Source organism: Aminobacter sp. BA135, assembly GCF_050859125.1.
GTDB lineage: Bacteria > Pseudomonadota > Alphaproteobacteria > Rhizobiales > Rhizobiaceae > Aminobacter > Aminobacter ciceronei.
This window is the reverse complement of record NZ_CP139572.1, coordinates 3,554,875-3,572,448: the sequence shown is the minus strand read 5'-3', so window position 1 is coordinate 3,572,448 and position 17,574 is coordinate 3,554,875. Positions and strand designations below refer to the sequence as shown.

Genomic DNA, 17,574 nt, shown 5'->3' with positions numbered 1-17,574 from the left:
CCGTCCCGGCAGGATCACCCCGTCACTGCAGGATCGCGTAGCGGGCGCCGGCATTGACCTTGATGGCCGAGCTGCCGCGTTGTGGGGTCGAGGCGATTGTCACCGTCATGACGGCGCAATTCTTGTTCTGGGCGCGGATCTTGGCACAGCCCTTGGCAACGGCGTCGTAATACCTCGTCCGTTGTGAAACCCAGCTGTCGGTCATGATCGACTTGTCGTCGCCGTCATTCAGGTTGAGCGGGATTTCGACGTAGTTGAGTTCGGGCGCCTTGGCGACCTCGCCGAATGGCTCGCGCTGGACGAAGGTCAGGCGCATATTGACCTGGTAGAGATCTCCCGTCGGCCGGGCCGAAACCTTGTTGACCGCGCATTTGCTGGCGAAGGCCTTGACGACCAGGTCGCATTCGGCGCGCGCCAGGACGGGCAGGCGAGACGCGAGATACGCCTCGACGTCGTTGGCGTCGAAAGCGTTCTGGTCGCCGCGCCGGATGTCCGTCAGCCGCATATGCATGTTGAGGGAAACAGTGCGCGTCTGCTCGAAGTCGTCGAAGTTGCGCAGCGCCACCAGACCCGGCGCGCCCTCGGGCACGACCTTGACGCCCTGGAAATCCGATGCCCGCCGTTCAGCCGCCTTTTCCTGGCTGTCGCTCACCATGCCCATCGTCTGCATGATGTAGGCTGCGGCGGCGACGTTGAAGATCAGGCTGCCGATGAGCGGCGCGCCGACCAACAGCAGCAGCACGACGACCACGATCTTGAGAAAACTGCCCTGCATGGCCGTCACTGCTTCCGGTTGAGAGTTGTGAGGTCGCCTCCGGCGAGCTGTTGTGCCTTCTTGGTGACGAGCTCGGAATGCTTCGAATCATAGTCGTCGCGGGAGGCGGCAACGAAGGCGTAGTCGGTGCGGGCGAGTTGCACGGTGGCGTCGGTGATGCCGCGGTAAGGCAAGCGCTCTTCGAGTGATGCCGGCAGCGGCCCGACGATGGTGTGGTTCATCTGGTCGATGCCGATGGTGACCTCTTCGCTGGCCTTGCCGAAGCTGGCGCGGAACCAGCTGTCATATCTGTTGTAGATCGCATTGCGGCTGGCGACCGCCTCCTTGGAGATCTGGTCGCCGCCCTTGGCAGCCTCGACGACCCTCCAGAACGGTTGCGGGCGGCGGGATATCGATATCTTGCAATCCTTGGCTGCGTTGCCGGCCAGCACGGTGACCGGCGTGCCGGGCTCGAGATTGACGATGCCGGCGTTGCGCGTGCCGATGATGGCAACGCGCGAGAGGCGGGCATTGGGCGATTTCTGGATGTTCCAGAGCGTGTCGAAGCCGCCGGCAAGCACCAGATAGACCGGCGCCGCCGTTTCGGTGACGACCACATTGACCACCCTCAGCCGATCGCCGGAGCGGTTCGAATTGACGCCTGGGTCCTTTCCGTCATTCTGCCATTGCGAGACATAGGCTTGCGCCCGCTCCAGCACATCCGCCTGCGACAGGGCGAAGACATCGGAAACCTGGTTGGTCTCGTTGGTGTGGATCTGGACGAGCTTGTCGCCGACGGACGGAAGCGGAAACTTGCAGCTTTGGGTCGTCTCGAGCCAGCCGATCTTGGCCGGGCGCTCGCCTTCGACGGGTGCATAGCCCGTGACGGCCGATTTGAGCCAGCTGAGAGAATTGTCCTTGCCGACAATGACGTTCGAATCGACCTGATAGCCGAAGCGGTCCGTTCTCAGGGAATCGGCAGGATTACCTTGCGGTGGCGAATCGCTGTCCGAACATCCGGTCAGCAGCAGCGTTAGAATGCTCAGTGAGAGGAAACGTATCATCCTGCGCCCGACAAATGACCTTAAGATATGGTTGCATATCTAGAGTGGACATATTGCAGGTTGCTTAAGGCTGTATGCGCAATTCGTTGCGATGTCTGATTCCAACGAATCGCTTGAGCGGCGTTGGTGTGAAAGGCCGATCAATACTGACATGGGCACTGCCGGCGGCCGATATCAGGTGATCTGCGCTCAATAGGCGTGACAGGCCTGCAAGGATAGTTTGCGCGGTAAGGCGGACAATAACCGAAGACCCGCCAAGGCGAGGGTGGATCTGAAAACTTCAATGCTTTGAGAATGAAGTGGCTCCCCGGGCCGGATTCGAACCAGCGACCAACCGGTTAACAGCCGGTTGCTCTACCACTGAGCTACCGGGGAACAGCGCTCTGGTGTGAACGAGGCGGCGTATAGCAACGGGAATTCGATTTGCAAAGCGGTAATCGAACCTTTTTGCGAGTTTTTCCCAGACAGCTTTCTGGTAATCACCCCGGGACGGCCTCATATGTCCGCTTTACCAAGCCTTTCGCCGGCTTGGCGCGTCATTCGGGCGCACAGGCTTCACCGAGCAAATGCAGGGATAATGACCAGCGCCAGCCCCCAGCAGCCACCCAGACGCAAGATTTCGATCTTCGGCCGTGAATTCGCCATGCCGCGTTCGCGCGGGGTGCGCATCGGCATCGGCGTCGCCCTCTGCTTCTTTGGCCTGCTGGGCTTCCTGCCGGTGCTTGGCTTCTGGATGATTCCGCTCGGACTTCTGGTCCTGTCGCACGAATTCCATGTCGTCCGCCGCGTACGCCGCAGGCTGATCATCTGGTGGGAGCGGCGCAAGCGGCCAGCGAACTAGCGCAAGCGGCGCCAGGGAATCGCCCGACATCGCCCTTGCACCCCCCGGGCACGTTGCGAAGGCGTTGGCGGAGCCGCGTCTGGAGGGAAAACAAGGGCGTTGCTGCGATTCTTGCTGCTGCGGTGCATGATCGAATCCTTTGCTGAGCCTTTGCTAGGTCCTTTGCCGTGGCTGCAGCCAAAACCCACGGAGAAAGAGTCGTCTCCCGCTTGACGGCGGAATCCTGGCAACCTATTGGAGCGCTGTAGACGCCCGAAGCGGCGAGGCCTCGTGGCGGAGTGGTTACGCAGAGGACTGCAAATCCTTGCACCCCGGTTCGATTCCGGGCGAGGCCTCCAGCTTCCTCGGCAACCGCCGCCGAGGACCCATTCGGGCAGTTATAGTTGCGCATCACGCGCCGAAGGCGGGCCAGTTGAACATGAACGCTGATTTTTCCGAACGTCGCGTGAAGATGGTGGACGGCCAGGTCCGCACCACCGACGTGACCGACGCAGCCATTCTTTCAGCTATGCTGTCCGTGCCGCGCGAAGAATTCGTCGACAGCGGCCATCGCGAGCTTGCCTATATCGACGAAGACATGCGCTACGGCGCGACCGCCGATGCCGATCAGCCGCGCTATCTGATGGAGCCGTCGCCCTTCGCCAAGCTGGCACAGCTGGCAGAAATCGTGCCGAGCGACTTCGTTCTCGATGTCGGTTGCGGCACGGGTTATTCCTCGGCGGTGCTGTCGCGCCTTGCAAGCTCGGTGATCGCGCTCGAAAGCGATGCCACGCTCGCCGCAAAGGCGACCTCGACGCTTTCTTCGCTCGGTTATGACAATGTCGTCGTGGTCACGGCACCTCTGGCTGACGGCTATCCGTCGCAAGCGCCATATGACGTGATCTTCGTCGGCGGCAGCGTCGAGCAGGTCCCCGAGGCACTGCTTGCCCAGCTCAAGGACGGCGGCCGTCTGGTCGTCGTAGAGGGTCGCGGCAACGCCGGCGTCGCCAGCGTCTTCCTCAAGGATGGTGCCGTAGTGACGGCGCGTCGTGCTTTCAATGCGGCAGTTAAGCCACTACCCGGCTTCAATCGCACACACGAATTTGAGTTCTGATCTCCTTTTTCTTGCGGCGGGCAATGCGTCGTGATGATCTAAGGAGCGGACGAGGGTGATTGATTCTGGACTGTGCTAGTCCAGATTGGTCGCTTGTTGTCGGATTCGGCGAGGGGCATTAGTAGCTGTCTTCAGGCAGCTCGCCGCAGAATGAATGAGGGACGCGCGTGTCGTTTTTCCGTAAAAGTGTGTTTGCCGTAGCTTTGGTTTCCGCGACGGCGCTTTCGCCGCTGTCGGCCTCCGCGGAAACGATCCTCGGGGCTTTGGCCAAGGCATATCAGAACAACTCCCAGCTCAATTCGGCCCGCGCCGGGGTGCGTGTCATCGATGAAAGCGTGGCGATCGCCAAGTCGGGCTATCGACCGACGATCAACGGCTCCGCCAGTATCGATTATTCGACGACGCGGCGGGACTCGACGAGCCACCTGACGACCGGCTCGTTCGGCATCGAGATCAAGCAGTCGCTGTTCGACGGTTTCCAGACCAAGAACAACGTTGCTGCTGCCGAGGCGCGTGTGCGCGCCCAGAACCAGAGCTTGCGCAATACCGAGCAGAACATCCTGTTCGATGCGGCGAGCGCCTATATGGATGTGATCCGCGACCGCCAGATCGCGGCGCTCAGGGAACGCAATTTGCAGTTCCTCGGCGAACAGGTTCGCGCTGCCCGTTCGCGTTTCGACGTGGGCGAGGGCACCCGCACCGACGTGGCGCAGGCCGATGCCTCGCGGTCGTCGGCGCTTGCGCTATTGGCCGCTGCCCGCGCCCAGGCACTGGCAAGTGCTGCGACCTATCGCCGACTCGTCGGCGAAGACCCGAAGAACCTGAAGGGGGCAGCGCCGCTGTCCAAGCTTCTGCCCAGGAGCCTCGACAGCGCGGTAGCGCTGGCTGCCGATCAGCATCCGGCGATCCAGGCGACCGAATATCTCGTCGACGCGGCGGGCTTCTCGGTGAAATCGGCCGAAGGCGCGCTGCTGCCGCAGCTGTCGGCATCGGCAGGCATTTCGCAGGTCCATCGCGACAATTCACCGAATAGCATCACCTCGCCGGACGGTTGGACGACCTCGGCCAATATCGGCGCATCGCTCGTTGTGCCGATCTATCAGGGTGGCCGCGCCTCGGCGACCGTGCGTCAATCCAAGGAATCGCTTGGCCAGGCCCGCATCGAAGTCGATGTCAGCCGCGACCAGGTTCGTCAGGCGGTGACGTCCGCCTGGACGCAGTACGCTGCGGCGCGTGAGGCGGTGGCGGCAAACCGTGAAGTGATCTCGGCAGCACAGCTGGCGCTTAATGGCGTTATCGAGGAGCGCAATGTCGGCCAGCGGACAACGCTCGACGTGCTCAACTCGCAGAGGGACGTCATCGACGCCCAGATCAACCTGGCGACCGCCGAGCGCGATGTCGTGGTGGCGAGCTATGCCATCCTGTCGGCCGCCGGCAATCTGTCGGTCGAGCGGCTCAATCTGCAGGTGACCAAGTACAAGCCGGAAGAACACTACAACGCCGTCAAGGACAAGTGGATCGGTCTCCGCACGCCAGACGGTCGCTGAGCTTCAGCGCGCCGGCTATCTGATCAGGCGGGCGTCTGCTCCTATGGAGCAGGCGCCCGTTTTCGTTTTGCCGGCGAGCGGCCGGGACACTGTATTCTGTTGAAATCGCCAGGGGTGTCCGATTGGGGATTCTCTAAGGGGAATCAGTCGGCTACGCTTGGGCTCTGATTCGACGCCCGTTTCGGCGGGCGCATTTTGTATCCTGTCACAAAGGCGGCGGATGTGACGATGGCCCAGGCTAGCAGCGCTCAGCGCGAACCCTCGATGGAAGAGATTCTCGCTTCCATCCGCAGGATCATCGAAGACAACGATACCGGACGCCGTCCGGCAGTTGATTTCGAACAGATGCGGCCGGAGCCCGAAGACGACCGCAGCGACCGCAACATCATCGAAGTCGAGGCATTCCGGGCCGAGTTCCAGGCGCCCAAGGCCGCGCCGGTCGATGTGAAGCCGGCAGAGGCCGCACTGATGGCCGCGAAGCAGGAAGTGCCGCGGCGCGACGAGCCCGCGAAGTGGCCGTCGGCAGAGCCGAAGGTCGCTGCCGCCACCGCAATGCCCATGCGCTCAACCGTCGCCGAGGCGCCAGCGCCCGTCGTCGAGACACCGGCGCCCATCGTGGAGATGCCCGCCGCAACCCGTCCGGCTGCCGCAAGCTGGGCGCCGCAGTCGACGATCGCCGTTGAGCAGATGGAGCGCCTTGCTGGTCCGCGCGAAGCGGAGAAGCAGACACCTCAGGTCGTTGCCCAGACCGTAGTGGCAACGCCGGAGCCTGCCGTAGCCGAAGAGCTGGCCGCGCCGAAGCCTGCGATCATCTCGGAACAGGCGGGTCGCCAGATCTCAGCGGCTTTCGGCGAGCTCAACGACGTGTACGCGGCGCGCAGCCGCAAGTCCTTCGACGACATCGCCACCGAGATGCTGCGGCCGATGCTGCAGGACTGGCTGGACAACAACCTGCCGACGCTGGTCGAGCGGCTGGTACGCGAAGAGATCGAACGCGTGGCACGCGGCGCACAGTGATTTCGGCTCTGCCGACATGAAAGCGCCGCCTTCGGGCGGCGTTTTCGTTTCCGGCTGGTGCTTGCCGCGCTGTTGACTTGGCTGCACCCATCCGATTTACACCGGACCAACAGATCCGGACCAAACGGAACCAATTCCGATGCTTGAGAAGACCTACGACGCCAAAACAGTCGAACCCAGGATTGCCAAGGCCTGGGAAGATGCCGACGCCTTCAAGGCAGGCGCCGGCGCGCCCGAGGGTGCCGACCCGTTCACCATCGTCATCCCGCCGCCCAATGTCACCGGCTCGCTGCATATGGGCCATGCGCTGAACAACACGCTGCAGGACATTCTGGTCCGCTTCGAGCGCATGCGTGGCAAGAACGTGCTGTGGCAGCCCGGCATGGACCATGCCGGCATCGCCACCCAGATGGTGGTCGAGCGCAAGCTGATGGAAAAGCAGATCCATCGCCGCGACCTGACCCGCGAGCAGTTCGTCGACAAGGTCTGGGAGTGGAAGGACGAGTCCGGCGGCATGATCTTCAACCAGCTGAAGCGGCTGGGTGCCTCCTGCGACTGGTCGCGTGAGCGCTTCACCATGGACGAGGGCCTGTCCAAGGCCGTCATCGAGGTGTTTGTGACGCTGCACAAGCAGGGCCTGATCTACAAGGACAAGCGCCTTGTGAACTGGGATCCGAAGCTCCTGACCGCGATTTCCGATCTCGAGGTCGAGCAGCACGAGATCAACGGCAACCTCTGGCACTTCCGCTATCCTGTCGAAGGTGAGGTCTACGATCCGGAGAACCCGGCGACCTACATCACGGTTGCGACCACGCGGCCTGAGACGATGCTCGGCGATACCGCCGTTGCCGTCCATCCCGAAGACGAGCGCTACGCAGCCCTCGTCGGCAGACACGTCGTGTTGCCGATCGTCGGCCGCAGAATCCCCATCGTCGCCGACGAATATTCCGATCCGGAAAAGGGGTCCGGCGCGGTCAAGATCACGCCGGCGCATGACTTCAACGACTTCGAGGTCGGCAAGCGCCACAACCTGCCGCAGATCAACATCCTGACCGTCGAGGCCAACATCAACATCGTCGACAACGACGAGTTCCTCGAAGGCGTCGAGCGCACCGAGATGCGCGACGGCGTCTGGACACAGCTGCATGGCCTCGACCGCTTCGCGGCGCGCAAGCTGATCGTCCAGATCATGGAAGAGGGCGGTTTCCTCGACAAGATCGAGCCCCACAAGCACATGGTGCCGCATGGCGACCGTGGCGGCGTGCCGATAGAGCCGTTCCTGACCGACCAGTGGTATGTCAATGCCGCCGAGATGGCGAAGCCTGCCTTGCGCTCGGTGCGCGAGGGCCGCACCAACTTCGTGCCCAAGAACTGGGAAAAGACCTATTTCGACTGGATGGAGAACATCCAGCCCTGGTGCGTGTCGCGTCAGCTGTGGTGGGGTCACCAGATCCCGGCCTGGTATGGCCCGGACGGCCAGGTCTTCGTCGAGCGCAGCGAGGAAGAAGCCCTCGATGCAGCGATCCAGCACTATCTTGCGCTTGAAGGGCCGTGGAAGGCCTGGGTCGAGGAGCGCCTCGAGAATTTCGAACCGGGCAAGATCCTGACCCGCGATGAGGACGTGCTCGACACCTGGTTCTCGTCGGCGCTGTGGCCATTCTCGACGCTCGGCTGGCCGGACAAGACGCCCGAGCTCGAGACCTATTACCAGACCGACGTGCTGGTGACCGGCTTCGACATCATCTTCTTCTGGGTCGCCCGCATGATGATGATGGGCCTGCATTTCATGGAAGAGGAGCCGTTCCACACGGTCTACGTCCATGCGCTGGTTCGCGACAAGAACGGCCAGAAGATGTCGAAGTCGAAGGGCAACGTCATCGATCCGCTGGAGTTGATCGACGAGTACGGTGCCGATGCGCTGCGCTTCACCCTGGCGATCATGGCCGCGCAGGGCCGCGACGTGAAGCTCGATCCGGCCCGCATTGCCGGCTACCGCAACTTCGGCACCAAGCTGTGGAACGCCACGCGATTTGCCGAGATGAACGGTGTCGCGCGCAATGACGAATTCTGGCTCAACGACGCCAAGCTGACCGTCAACCGCTGGATCCTGACCGAGCTGACCCGCGCGACGCGCGAGGTGACTGCGGCGATCACCACCTACCGCTTCAACGAGGCGGCTGGTGCTGCCTATCGTTTCGTCTGGAACACCTTCTGCGACTGGTACCTCGAACTGCTCAAGCCGATCTTCATGGGCGAGGACGAGGCCGCCAAGACTGAAAGCCAGGCGGTCGCGGCTTTCGTGCTCGACGAGATCTACAAGCTCTTGCATCCGATGATGCCGTTCATGACCGAGGAGCTGTGGGCGCACACCGCCGGCGAGGGCAAGGAGCGCACGTCGCTTCTGTGCCACGCTGCATGGCCGGCCCCTGATTTCGAGGACGTGGGCGCTGCGGCCGAGATCAACTGGCTCGTCGATCTCGTCAGCGGCATCCGCTCGGTTCGGTCCGAAATGAACGTGCCGCCGGCGGCGATCGCGCCGCTGGTCTTCGTCGGTGCCAATACCGAGACGCTGGAGCGCCTGAAGCGCCATCAGTCGGCGATTGCGCGCCTCGCCCGCGTCGGCGAGATCACCCATGAGACGGCAGCCCCGAAGGGGGCGGCCCAGATCGTTGCCGGTGAAGCCACTGCCTGCCTGCCGCTCGGCAGCCTGATCGACCTGTCCGCCGAAGCGGCGCGCCTGCAGAAGGAACTCGCCAAGACCACCGAGGAGATCGCCCGGCTGCACAAGAAGCTGTCAAACGAAAAGTTCGTCGCTTCGGCTCCGGAAGAGATCGTCGCGGCCGAGCGCGAGAAGCTCGAAGACTACCGCCGGACGCAGGAAAAACTCGACACGGCGCTGTCGCGGGTACGCGACGCCGGCTGACGATTCGAAGCTCAAAACCTGCCGCACGATGACGTCGCGGCAGGTTTTGCTTGTGCCGTCAGAAAAGGCATGTCGCTGCGTAAATTGTGGCCAATGTAACTATTTTGCGCCCGATTGTTGCCATAATGTAACAAGCCTCCAAAACAGCCCGATTTCGGGCTGTTTTTGCATTCCGGTTCCGGATTTCCTTGGAAATTCAGGAACGATTGGTGCGGATTTGGCTAAAATTGACGTTTGCGTAAGCGGAAGGTGACCACCCCTGCCGCAACCCCGCCGCAGGGCGGCCATCGTTTGCAAAAAATCAATGTTGCGTGAGCAGGCTGAATTCGTTCAATTCTCGTCACGAGGCATTCGGGAGAGGACCACCATGAACATTTCGCGTCTCAAAGCGCTGCTGGGGGCAACGGCGCTGACGATCGTTGCGGCAGGCGCAGCCCAGGCAGGCGGCTTCGCGCGCGGCACGGCCGATACGGATATCCTGTACGAAGAAGGCAATTTCAACATGCGCGCGGGCGTCACTTATGTGAACCCAACGCGCGAGTATACACGTAACGGCAATCCCGCTCTCGTCGGCACCAGCTATACCGATTCCTACGCCATTCCGTCGGCAGCGGTGAAGTTCAACATCATGAACAACCTGCGTTGCGCCGGAACCATCGTCGAGAACAATGGCGGCTCTGCCCACTATGCGTTCCCGACCGCCAGCGGCAAGATCCTCGAAGAGTTCGATACGACCGAAACCGCGCTTACATGCGGCATGAACTTCGAAGTTGGCAAGGGCCGGTTGTGGCTGCTCGGCGGCGGTTACATGGAGAAGTTCGACTATGATCGCCAGAACTTCTACGGCGCACTCGGCAATGCCACGCTTAACCTAGAGGGCCAGGAATTTGGCTATCGTGTCGGCGTCGCCTACGACATTCCGGAGATCGCTCTCCGAGGCCAGATCATGTACCGTTCAGGCACCGATTATGGTGCCGAGGGCATGCTTCGGGCACCTGCCGCAGTCCTTTGCGCCGCAACGGGTATTCCGGGCTTCTGCTTGGCTCCCCCGACAATGCAAATCCCCGTGCCAGCGCTTGGCATTGGCAGCTTGCCGCAAAGCGTGGATTTGAAGTTCCAGACCGGCGTTGCGCCGGGTTGGCTGGCATTTGGTGCGGTGAAGTGGACCGACTGGACTGCAACGACCACGCTTGACGTCCGCGCGGCGGCAACTGGCACGCAGATCACGTCGGACAAGTACTTCTGGAAGGACGGCTGGACCGTCACCGGTGGTATCGGTCATGCCTTTACCGACCAGATTTCCGGACTTGCCAGCATTACTTGGGATCGCGGTGTCAGCACCGGTTGGGATCTGTCCAGCGATACCTGGACTCTCGGCCTTGGCGCTTCGGCGAAAGACAAACTCGGTGGCGAAATCCGTGGTGGTGTGGGGCTGACTTACATCAGCGCTGCGGCAGAGACGAAGTACGGCCCCAATCCTAACATCACCGACGGCACCGACTCCGCTGTGAAGGCCGGCTATGCGTTCGCCTTCAACCTCGGTTACTCCATCAAGTGGTAACCACCACATTCTGAGCATCCAGAACAAGCCGGGCCTCGTGCCCGGCTTTTTTGTGCGCCATCACCGACCCGCGCGTTTCCGTTTTAGAAACCATGACGCGGCAAGTCGGCAACAGTTGTGACGAATCGGCAACACTTTTTAATCAAGCTATCGGCTAAGGAACATGACGGGGACATTGCCAATTTCCCGCCATAAACCCGGCGCACCTCGAATGGGTCTTCGGACCAGCGCCCGGTTGAGGGGCGTTGGCAATGGAAACCAACAGCAAAGTCGCGATGTCGCGGCAGGAACAGAAATGAACGCCAAGGCGACCTTCATGGCCAAGCTGCCCAGCCGTCGAAAGACGGCCGCATCGGCCTTTGGACGCCGCTTTTCCTGCCGTGCTTCGAGTTTTCGTGCGCCCCGCAGAAGTATTGGCGTCGTCATACACTCCGCGGGCGTGCCGGCGCAGTTGGCCGCCGATCACGATTTCTTGCAAGGCCTTGGCCGTAGTTTGGTCGAAAACAACGCGCATCTTGATGTGATCGATGTCGTGAACCTGGCGCAGACGCCCGCAGAGGCTGGCCTGGCGCGGTCCGACTGCGAAAGCGTGGAGAGGGCGAAAGAGTGGAATCCGGGTCCGGCCGAAAAGCCGGGCGCGATCTGGAATTGTGTCCGAGCCGCAGGGCGAGGCCACGGTCACCCACCGAGGTGGGCGGAAGAAACGTACTGCTATGCGCATATCTGAGTTGGTAAGAGCATCAGCCTTTTCGGCGCTTGTCGCGGTCTCCCTGTTGGGCGCCGCAGGCGAGGCGCTGGCGTTTGACGACAAGGTGTTCGACGACAAGACCGGCGTGAAGCCGGAATCGAACCCGTGGGCTGTGTTCCAGTTCGGCTTCTCCGCCTACAAGAGCGGTCACAAGGACCAGGCCGTCGAGGCCTATCGTTACGCCGCTGAAAACGGCCAGATCGGCGCCACCTGGAAGCTCGCGCGCATGTATGCCGAAGGCGACGGCGTCGCCCAGGATGACTACGAGGCCTTCAAGTTCTTCACCGAGATCGCCGAGCAGGATGTCGAGCCCGGCTCACCTGAGGAGAGTTATGTCTCCGATGCGCTCGTGGCACTCGGTGGCTACATGAAGGAAGGCATCCCGGGAAGCCCGGTCTCGGCCAACCCGGTCGCCGCGCAGGAATATTACATGCGCGCCGCCGCCAACTACCGCAATGCCAATGCCCAGTACGAGATGGGCAAGATGTTCCTCAAGGGCGACGGTGGCGTGAAGGCGTCCGTCAAGCAGGCCGGCCGCTGGCTGCAACTGGCGGCGGAAAAGGGCCATGCCGGCGCGCAGGCGACGCTTGGCAATCTCTTGTTCCAGAGCGGCAAAGTGGTGCGCGGCCTTGCCATGATGACCGCGGCCCTCGAACGCGCCCAGCCCTCCGACCAGCCGTGGATCCGCGGCATGCAGGAAGAGGCATTTGCCCTCGCCGACGAATCCGATCGACGCACCGCGATCTCGCTTGCCGAAGACATCCTGACCAAAGGTAACCAGTAGGCGGCACAGCGGTTGCGGCCGGCTTGCAGCACTTATCGGCGAGACCGTCATTTGCGGTCGCCAACCAGTTTCCCCCAAGATTGTGAATTGCAATAGGTGCGCCAGAGCCGGAGCTCTGGCAGTGCCTCACGCCGCCTGAAGGGTGAGGTCGATCGCCACCGGCACGTGGTCGGACGGCTTTTCCCAGGCGCGCACGTGCTTTTCGATCGAGGCCGAGGTGAATCGGTTGGCGGCTTCCGGCGACAAAAGCAGGTGGTCGATGCGGATGCCGTTGTTCTTCTGCCAGGCGCCGGCCTGATAGTCCCAGAACGTATAGACATCGCGCTGGTCGGTGACCGAGCGCACCGCTTCGGTGAAGCCGAGATTTACCAGCCGGCGGAAAGCCTGCCGCGTCTCGGGCTGGTACAGCGCATCGCCCAGCCACATCTCGATGTTGCGGGCGTCGATGGCTTCGGGAATGACGTTGTAGTCGCCGGCAAGCACGAGCGCCTCTTCCAGCGCCAGCCGCTCCGTCGCCCAGCGCTCCAGCCGCGCCATCCAAGACAGCTTGTAGGGGAACTTCTCGGTGCCGACGGGGTTGCCGTTGGGCAGGTAGAGCGACACCACGCGCAGCACGCCCTTGTCGGTCGAGAACACGCCTTCGATGAAGCGCGCCTGCTCGTCGGCATCATCGCCCGGCAGGCCGCGATTGACCTCGTCGAAGCGCAGCTTGGAGAGAATCGCGACGCCGTTGAAGCCCTTCTGGCCGTGGGTTTCGACATTGTAGCCGAGCGCCTCGATCTCGAAACGCGGAAAGCCTTCGTCGACCGTCTTGATTTCCTGCAGGCAGACAATGTCCGGATCGCTTTCCTTGAGCCAATGCACAAGGTTCTCGATACGGGCGCGGACACCGTTGATGTTCCAGGTGACGATCTTCATGAATTTCACGCGATGATTTCAAACAATTCTTGATAGCCTGCACGGCGGTTCCAGACGATCCTGCACCATCCCTTGGGAGAAGGGAACCGGTCCTCTTCGGCATTCTTCGGACCGGCTGGCAAAAGGGGAACAAATGCCATGTCCAACAGTACTCATCCTGTGGACGAGGTGCTTCCAGCGCCTCGCCTGGCCGCGCTCGGCATCCAGCACGTGCTGGTCATGTATGCCGGCGCTATCGCGGTGCCGCTCATCATCGGACGAGCCCTCAAGCTCGATCCGGAGCAGGTCGCCTTCCTGATCTCCGCTGATCTTTTCGTCTGCGGCCTCGTCACCATCATCCAGTCTTTCGGCGCAACCCAGTGGTTCGGCATCAAGCTGCCGGTCATGATGGGCGTCACCTTCGCCGCCGTCGGCCCGATGGTCGCCATGGCCAACGCCAATCAGGGCCCCGACGGCGCCCGCATGATCTTCGGCGCCATCATCGGCGCCGGCATCGTGGCCTTCCTGATCGCGCCGCTTGTAAGCCGCATGCTCAGGTTTTTTCCGCCTGTTGTCACCGGCACCATCATCGTCGTCATCGGCGCGTCGCTGATGCGCATCGGCATCAACTGGATATTCGGCAACCCGGTCGGTCCGACCGCGCCCCGGCTGGTGGCGCCCGAGCATGCCGAATGGCTGAAGACCGTGACCGAGATGGCGGCTGCCACCGGCTCGACCATCCCGCCGATCCCGGCCAAGCTTGCGCTCGCCGCAACCGCGCCCAACGCCGCCTATGCGCCGCTCGTCAATGTCGGCATCTCGGCGGTCGTGCTGCTGTCGATCCTGGTCATCGCCAAGTTCGGCAAGGGGTTTGTGGCCAACATCGCCGTGCTGCTCGGCATCCTCATCGGCGGCGTGCTCACCGCTTCGCTCGGCATGATGCATTTCGACAAGGTCGCTTCGGCTGAGTGGTTCGAACTGATCACGCCGCTGCGCTTCGGCATGCCGATCTTCGACCCGATCCTGATCATCACGATGGTGCTGGTGATGATCGTCGTGATGATCGAATCGACAGGCATGTTCCTGGCGCTCGGCGACATGACCGGCCGCAAGGTGACCCAGCCGATGTTGTCGGCCGGCCTGCGCACCGATGGTCTTGGCACCATTATCGGCGGCCTGTTCAACACCTTTCCGTACACCTCCTTCTCGCAGAATGTCGGCCTCGTCGGCGTCACCGGCGTCAAGAGCCGCTTTGTCTGCGTTGCCGGCGGCGTGATCCTGCTGATCCTGGGGCTGGTGCCCAAGATGGGCGCGTTGGTCGAGGCGCTGCCCACCGTGGTGCTCGGTGGTGCGGGGCTGGTGATGTTCGGCATGGTGGCGGCGACCGGCATCCGCATCCTGTCCAATGTCGACTTCAAGACCAACCGCAACAACCTGTTCGTGGTCGCGGTCTCCATCGGCTTCGGCATGATCCCGCTCGTCGCCCCTGATTTCAAGATGTGGATGCCGCACGACATCCACCCGCTGATCGAGTCTGGCATTCTCCTGGCGTCGGTTTCGGCAGTGGTGCTGAACGCCTTCTTCAACGGCACCAAGGTCAATGAGGCCGAGATCCGCGAAGCGGCGATGGCTTCGGAAGCTTGATCAAGGACGATTGACAAGAGACGAGGGCCCCTGCGTGGGGCCCTCTGCTTTTCAGGCATCCAGCCGGTGCACGTAGAACTTGGTGTCGATGAACACGACAGGGAAGCTCGCCGGCAGGTCGGATCTGGCGACCTCGGCAAAGCCGTTCTTCTCGTAGAAGCGATGGGCGGCAAGAAACCTGTCGGTCGTGCCGAGATAGACTGCGCGGATGCCGCGTTCGCGGGCCGTCGCAAGCAAGAGGCCCAGCAGTTTCGCAGCGATGCCATGTTCGCGGCCACGCCACTCGGCGGCGACGAACATCTTGCGCAAGGCGGCGAGCCCATCACCGATGTCGACCAGGCCGATCGTCCCGACGATCTTGCCATCTGCCTCGGCGACCCAGAAATCGCCAAGGTCGCGCTGATAGAATTCTGGAATGATCCGGAGGTCCGGCTGGTGGTCGACGGTAACGTCAAAGCCGAATTCGTCTCGCTGGATGGGCAGGATGACGTTCACCACAGCATCGTAGTCACGCGGTTCAAAACGACGGATATGCATGCTGTTCCCTTACGCTCGGAATCGTAGAACGCCCGGGGGCAGCGGCGCATCGCGACGAGATGGAGTGGTTCAGAGCAATGCGCAAGGCTATTTGCGTTCGACCAGCCCGATCGTGTTGCCGGCGGGGTCCTTCAGGAAAGCCATCCACTCGCTCTCGCCAGCAGGGCCGAATTCGCCCGCCGCATCGCGGTGGACGAGCGTGGGTGCCGTGGTGAACGCCACGCCATTGTCGGATGCGATTTCGTAGAAGGCCTCGAGGTCGTCTATGTCGAGATAGACGGTCGCCTGCGGTATGCCTCCGGTGAAAAACAGCCTGATGCCGCCGACGACGATGAAGGCGATGCCGGGTGGGTCGTAGCGAGCGTGGACGGGAAGGCCGAAGACATCGAGCCAGAAGGCGAGCGTCGCGTCGATGTCGCGACCGGCCGCAAGCGCCACCTGACGGAGCGCTTGCGGCCTGCGCATGGCTAGATGGAGAAGCTGGTGCCGCAGCCGCAGCCGGCGACCGCGTTGGGGTTCTTGATCTGGAACGACTGGCCCATCAGGTCATCGACAAAATCGACGATCGAGCCGCCCATATAGACGAGCGACAGGTCGTCGACGAGCAGCGTCGCACCGTCGCGCTCAATGGCGACGTCGTCGTCGTTGCGGCCTTCGACGAGGTCGAACTTGTAGGAAAAGCCCGAGCAGCCGCCGCCTTCGACCGAGATGCGCAACGCGATCTTGCCCGGATCGCCGGCGACGATCTTGGCTATCCGCTTCGCTGCGGCTTCGGTCATGTCGACCTTCATGGCGGTCTTGGCATCAGCGCCCATTGGCGTCACCTTGCTTTCGGTTTCTTATGATAGGTATGAAGCCACCTGGGGCAAGTCAACAGGTGGGGAGTATGGCAGGCGAACGGCAACTTGGCGATATCGGCTTCGGCTACCGGCCGCGCGCGGCCTATGCCTGCGATCCCGCGGCCTCGCGCGGCCGCCTGTTCGACGAGGTTGAAAGCCCGACACGCACGCCGTTCCAGCGCGACCGCGACCGCATCATCCATTCGACGGCCTTTCGTCGCCTCAAGCACAAGACGCAGGTGTTCGTTGCCCATGAAGGCGATCATTTCCGCACCCGGCTGACGCACACGATCGAGGTGGCGCAGATCGCCCGCGCCCTGGCGCGTGCGCTGCGCTGCGACGAGGATCTCGCCGAGGCGATCGCGCTGGTCCACGATTTCGGCCACACGCCGTTCGGCCACACCGGCGAGGACGCGCTGAACGACAAGATGGCGGCCTGGGGTGGCTTTGACCACAACGCCCAGTCGCTGCGCGTGGTGACACGGCTGGAGAGCCGTTACGCCGAGTTCGACGGTCTCAACCTGACCTGGGAGACGCTGGAGGGGCTGGTCAAGCACAACGGCCCGCTGACCGACGCCACCGGCAAGGGGCTGAAGGGGCCCGTGCCGCAGGCGATCCGCGACTATTCCGAGTTGCATGACCTCGAGCTCGACCGCTTTGCCAGCCTGGAGGCGCAGTGTGCCGCTATCGCCGACGACATCGCCTACAACACCCATGACATCGATGACGGGCTCAGGGCAGGGCTGCTGACCCTCGAAATGCTTGACGACGTGCCACTGCCGGCCGCGATCCTGCGCGGCGTGCGCGAGCGTTATCCCGCGCTCGACCCAATGCGCACGGGTCACGAACTGATGCGGCGCCAGATCACCATGTTCGTCGAGGACGTCATCTCCACCGCGACCGCAAGGATCGCGCGGCTCGCGCCGCAAAGCGCCGACGACGTCAGGAAGGCGGGCGAGGTCATGGTGACCTTCTCGGACGAGATGACGGCTTCGGAGAAGGAGCTGAAGGCGTTTCTCTACCGCAACATGTACCGGCACTCCGAGGTGATGCGGGTGCGGGCGAATGCCGACCGCATCGTGCGCGACCTGTTCGACGCCTATTACGCTGATCCCCGCGCCATGCCCGAGGGCTGGCGTGAGGGGCTCGACAGGGCCGAGGATCGCATCAAGGCACGCGCCGTCGCCGATTTCCTGGCCGGCATGACCGACACCTATGCGGTCAAGGAGCACCGACGCTTGTTTGACCATACGCCCGATTTGGTTTAGGCCGGGCGAAATCATCATTCAGTGGAATGTCACGTCAAAAGTGACGTCGAAGCGTCC

The 17,574-nt window shown here is 62.4% G+C and carries 17 protein-coding genes and 2 tRNA genes; 11 read left to right on the top strand and 8 right to left on the bottom strand.

Features of this window, described 5'->3' with window-relative positions; genetic code table 11:
* Positions 1 to 22: 22 nt before the first annotated feature.
* The 3 genes from SLT36_RS17375 to SLT36_RS17365 all read right to left on the bottom strand — a co-directional run bounded on the left by SLT36_RS17375 (position 23) and on the right by SLT36_RS17365 (position 2,193).
* On the bottom strand, positions 23 to 775 hold the full coding sequence (locus SLT36_RS17375; protein ID WP_432283672.1) for a hypothetical protein: 753 nt from the start codon (positions 773 to 775) through the stop codon (positions 23 to 25).
* 5 nt (positions 776 to 780) lie between these two features.
* Positions 781 to 1,818, bottom strand: coding sequence for a hypothetical protein (locus SLT36_RS17370; RefSeq protein WP_432283671.1), 1,038 nt, complete (start codon positions 1,816 to 1,818; stop codon positions 781 to 783).
* Between the two features lie 300 nt (positions 1,819 to 2,118).
* Positions 2,119 to 2,193, bottom strand: a tRNA-Asn gene (locus SLT36_RS17365).
* Between the two features lie 202 nt (positions 2,194 to 2,395).
* On the opposite strand from SLT36_RS17365, the gene SLT36_RS17360 reads away from it, so the two are divergent.
* The 9 genes from SLT36_RS17360 to SLT36_RS17320 all read left to right on the top strand — a co-directional run bounded on the left by SLT36_RS17360 (position 2,396) and on the right by SLT36_RS17320 (position 12,332).
* The gene (locus tag SLT36_RS17360) at positions 2,396 to 2,659 is read left to right on the top strand and encodes a hypothetical protein (protein WP_067961585.1); all 264 of its coding nucleotides are present in this window, start codon (positions 2,396 to 2,398) and stop codon (positions 2,657 to 2,659) included.
* A gap of 264 nt (positions 2,660 to 2,923) precedes the next feature.
* A tRNA-Cys gene (locus SLT36_RS17355) sits at positions 2,924 to 2,997 on the top strand.
* Positions 2,998 to 3,077: 80 nt separating this feature from the next.
* Positions 3,078 to 3,752 carry a protein-L-isoaspartate O-methyltransferase family protein gene (locus SLT36_RS17350; protein WP_432288380.1) on the top strand — a complete coding sequence of 225 codons (675 nt, stop codon included), beginning with the start codon at positions 3,078 to 3,080 and terminating at the stop codon, positions 3,750 to 3,752.
* 167 nt (positions 3,753 to 3,919) lie between these two features.
* Entirely contained in the window at positions 3,920 to 5,299 is a 1,380-nt protein-coding gene (locus SLT36_RS17345) for a TolC family outer membrane protein (RefSeq protein ID WP_432283670.1), read from the top strand.
* Between the two features lie 228 nt (positions 5,300 to 5,527).
* Positions 5,528 to 6,316, top strand: a complete 789-nt coding sequence (locus tag SLT36_RS17340) for a DUF2497 domain-containing protein (RefSeq protein ID WP_432283669.1) — start codon at positions 5,528 to 5,530, stop codon at positions 6,314 to 6,316.
* 139 nt (positions 6,317 to 6,455) lie between these two features.
* On the top strand, positions 6,456 to 9,239 hold the full coding sequence (locus tag SLT36_RS17335; RefSeq protein ID WP_432283668.1) for a valine--tRNA ligase: 2,784 nt from the start codon (positions 6,456 to 6,458) through the stop codon (positions 9,237 to 9,239).
* Positions 9,240 to 9,606: 367 nt separating this feature from the next.
* Positions 9,607 to 10,800: an outer membrane protein transport protein gene (locus tag SLT36_RS17330; protein WP_432283667.1), complete on the top strand. Its 1,194-nt coding sequence runs from the start codon at positions 9,607 to 9,609 to the stop codon at positions 10,798 to 10,800.
* Between the two features lie 295 nt (positions 10,801 to 11,095).
* Positions 11,096 to 11,527, top strand: coding sequence for a hypothetical protein (locus SLT36_RS17325; RefSeq protein WP_432283666.1), 432 nt, complete (start codon positions 11,096 to 11,098; stop codon positions 11,525 to 11,527).
* The gene (locus SLT36_RS17320; protein WP_067961595.1) at positions 11,514 to 12,332 is read left to right on the top strand and encodes a tetratricopeptide repeat protein; all 819 of its coding nucleotides are present in this window, start codon (positions 11,514 to 11,516) and stop codon (positions 12,330 to 12,332) included. Before SLT36_RS17325 ends, SLT36_RS17320 begins: the two co-directional genes overlap by 14 nt.
* Positions 12,333 to 12,458: 126 nt before the next feature.
* Here the strand turns inward: SLT36_RS17320 and xth are convergent, their stop codons facing one another.
* Positions 12,459 to 13,250, bottom strand: a complete 792-nt coding sequence (gene xth / locus SLT36_RS17315) for an exodeoxyribonuclease III (RefSeq protein ID WP_432288378.1) — start codon at positions 13,248 to 13,250, stop codon at positions 12,459 to 12,461.
* Between the two features lie 5 nt (positions 13,251 to 13,255).
* Entirely contained in the window at positions 13,256 to 13,396 is a 141-nt protein-coding gene (locus SLT36_RS17310) for a hypothetical protein (RefSeq protein WP_157097079.1), read from the bottom strand.
* Here SLT36_RS17310 and SLT36_RS17305 point away from each other — a divergent pair.
* Positions 13,389 to 14,873, top strand: coding sequence for a nucleobase:cation symporter-2 family protein (locus tag SLT36_RS17305; protein WP_067961599.1), 1,485 nt, complete (start codon positions 13,389 to 13,391; stop codon positions 14,871 to 14,873). The genes SLT36_RS17310 and SLT36_RS17305 overlap by 8 nt on opposite strands.
* A gap of 51 nt (positions 14,874 to 14,924) precedes the next feature.
* Here the strand turns inward: SLT36_RS17305 and SLT36_RS17300 are convergent, their stop codons facing one another.
* The 3 genes from SLT36_RS17300 to erpA all read right to left on the bottom strand — a co-directional run bounded on the left by SLT36_RS17300 (position 14,925) and on the right by erpA (position 16,225).
* Positions 14,925 to 15,410, bottom strand: coding sequence for a GNAT family N-acetyltransferase (locus SLT36_RS17300; protein ID WP_192316197.1), 486 nt, complete (start codon positions 15,408 to 15,410; stop codon positions 14,925 to 14,927).
* Positions 15,411 to 15,497: 87 nt separating this feature from the next.
* Positions 15,498 to 15,875 (bottom strand): VOC family protein, encoded by a 378-nt coding sequence (locus tag SLT36_RS17295; RefSeq protein ID WP_432283665.1) that lies wholly within the window; start codon positions 15,873 to 15,875, stop codon positions 15,498 to 15,500.
* A gap of 2 nt (positions 15,876 to 15,877) precedes the next feature.
* Entirely contained in the window at positions 15,878 to 16,225 is a 348-nt protein-coding gene (gene erpA, locus SLT36_RS17290) for an iron-sulfur cluster insertion protein ErpA (protein WP_432283664.1), read from the bottom strand.
* A 71-nt stretch (positions 16,226 to 16,296) separates the two neighbouring features.
* On the opposite strand from erpA, the gene SLT36_RS17285 reads away from it, so the two are divergent.
* Positions 16,297 to 17,517, top strand: coding sequence for a deoxyguanosinetriphosphate triphosphohydrolase (locus SLT36_RS17285; protein WP_432283663.1), 1,221 nt, complete (start codon positions 16,297 to 16,299; stop codon positions 17,515 to 17,517).
* Positions 17,518 to 17,574 lie beyond the last annotated feature (57 nt).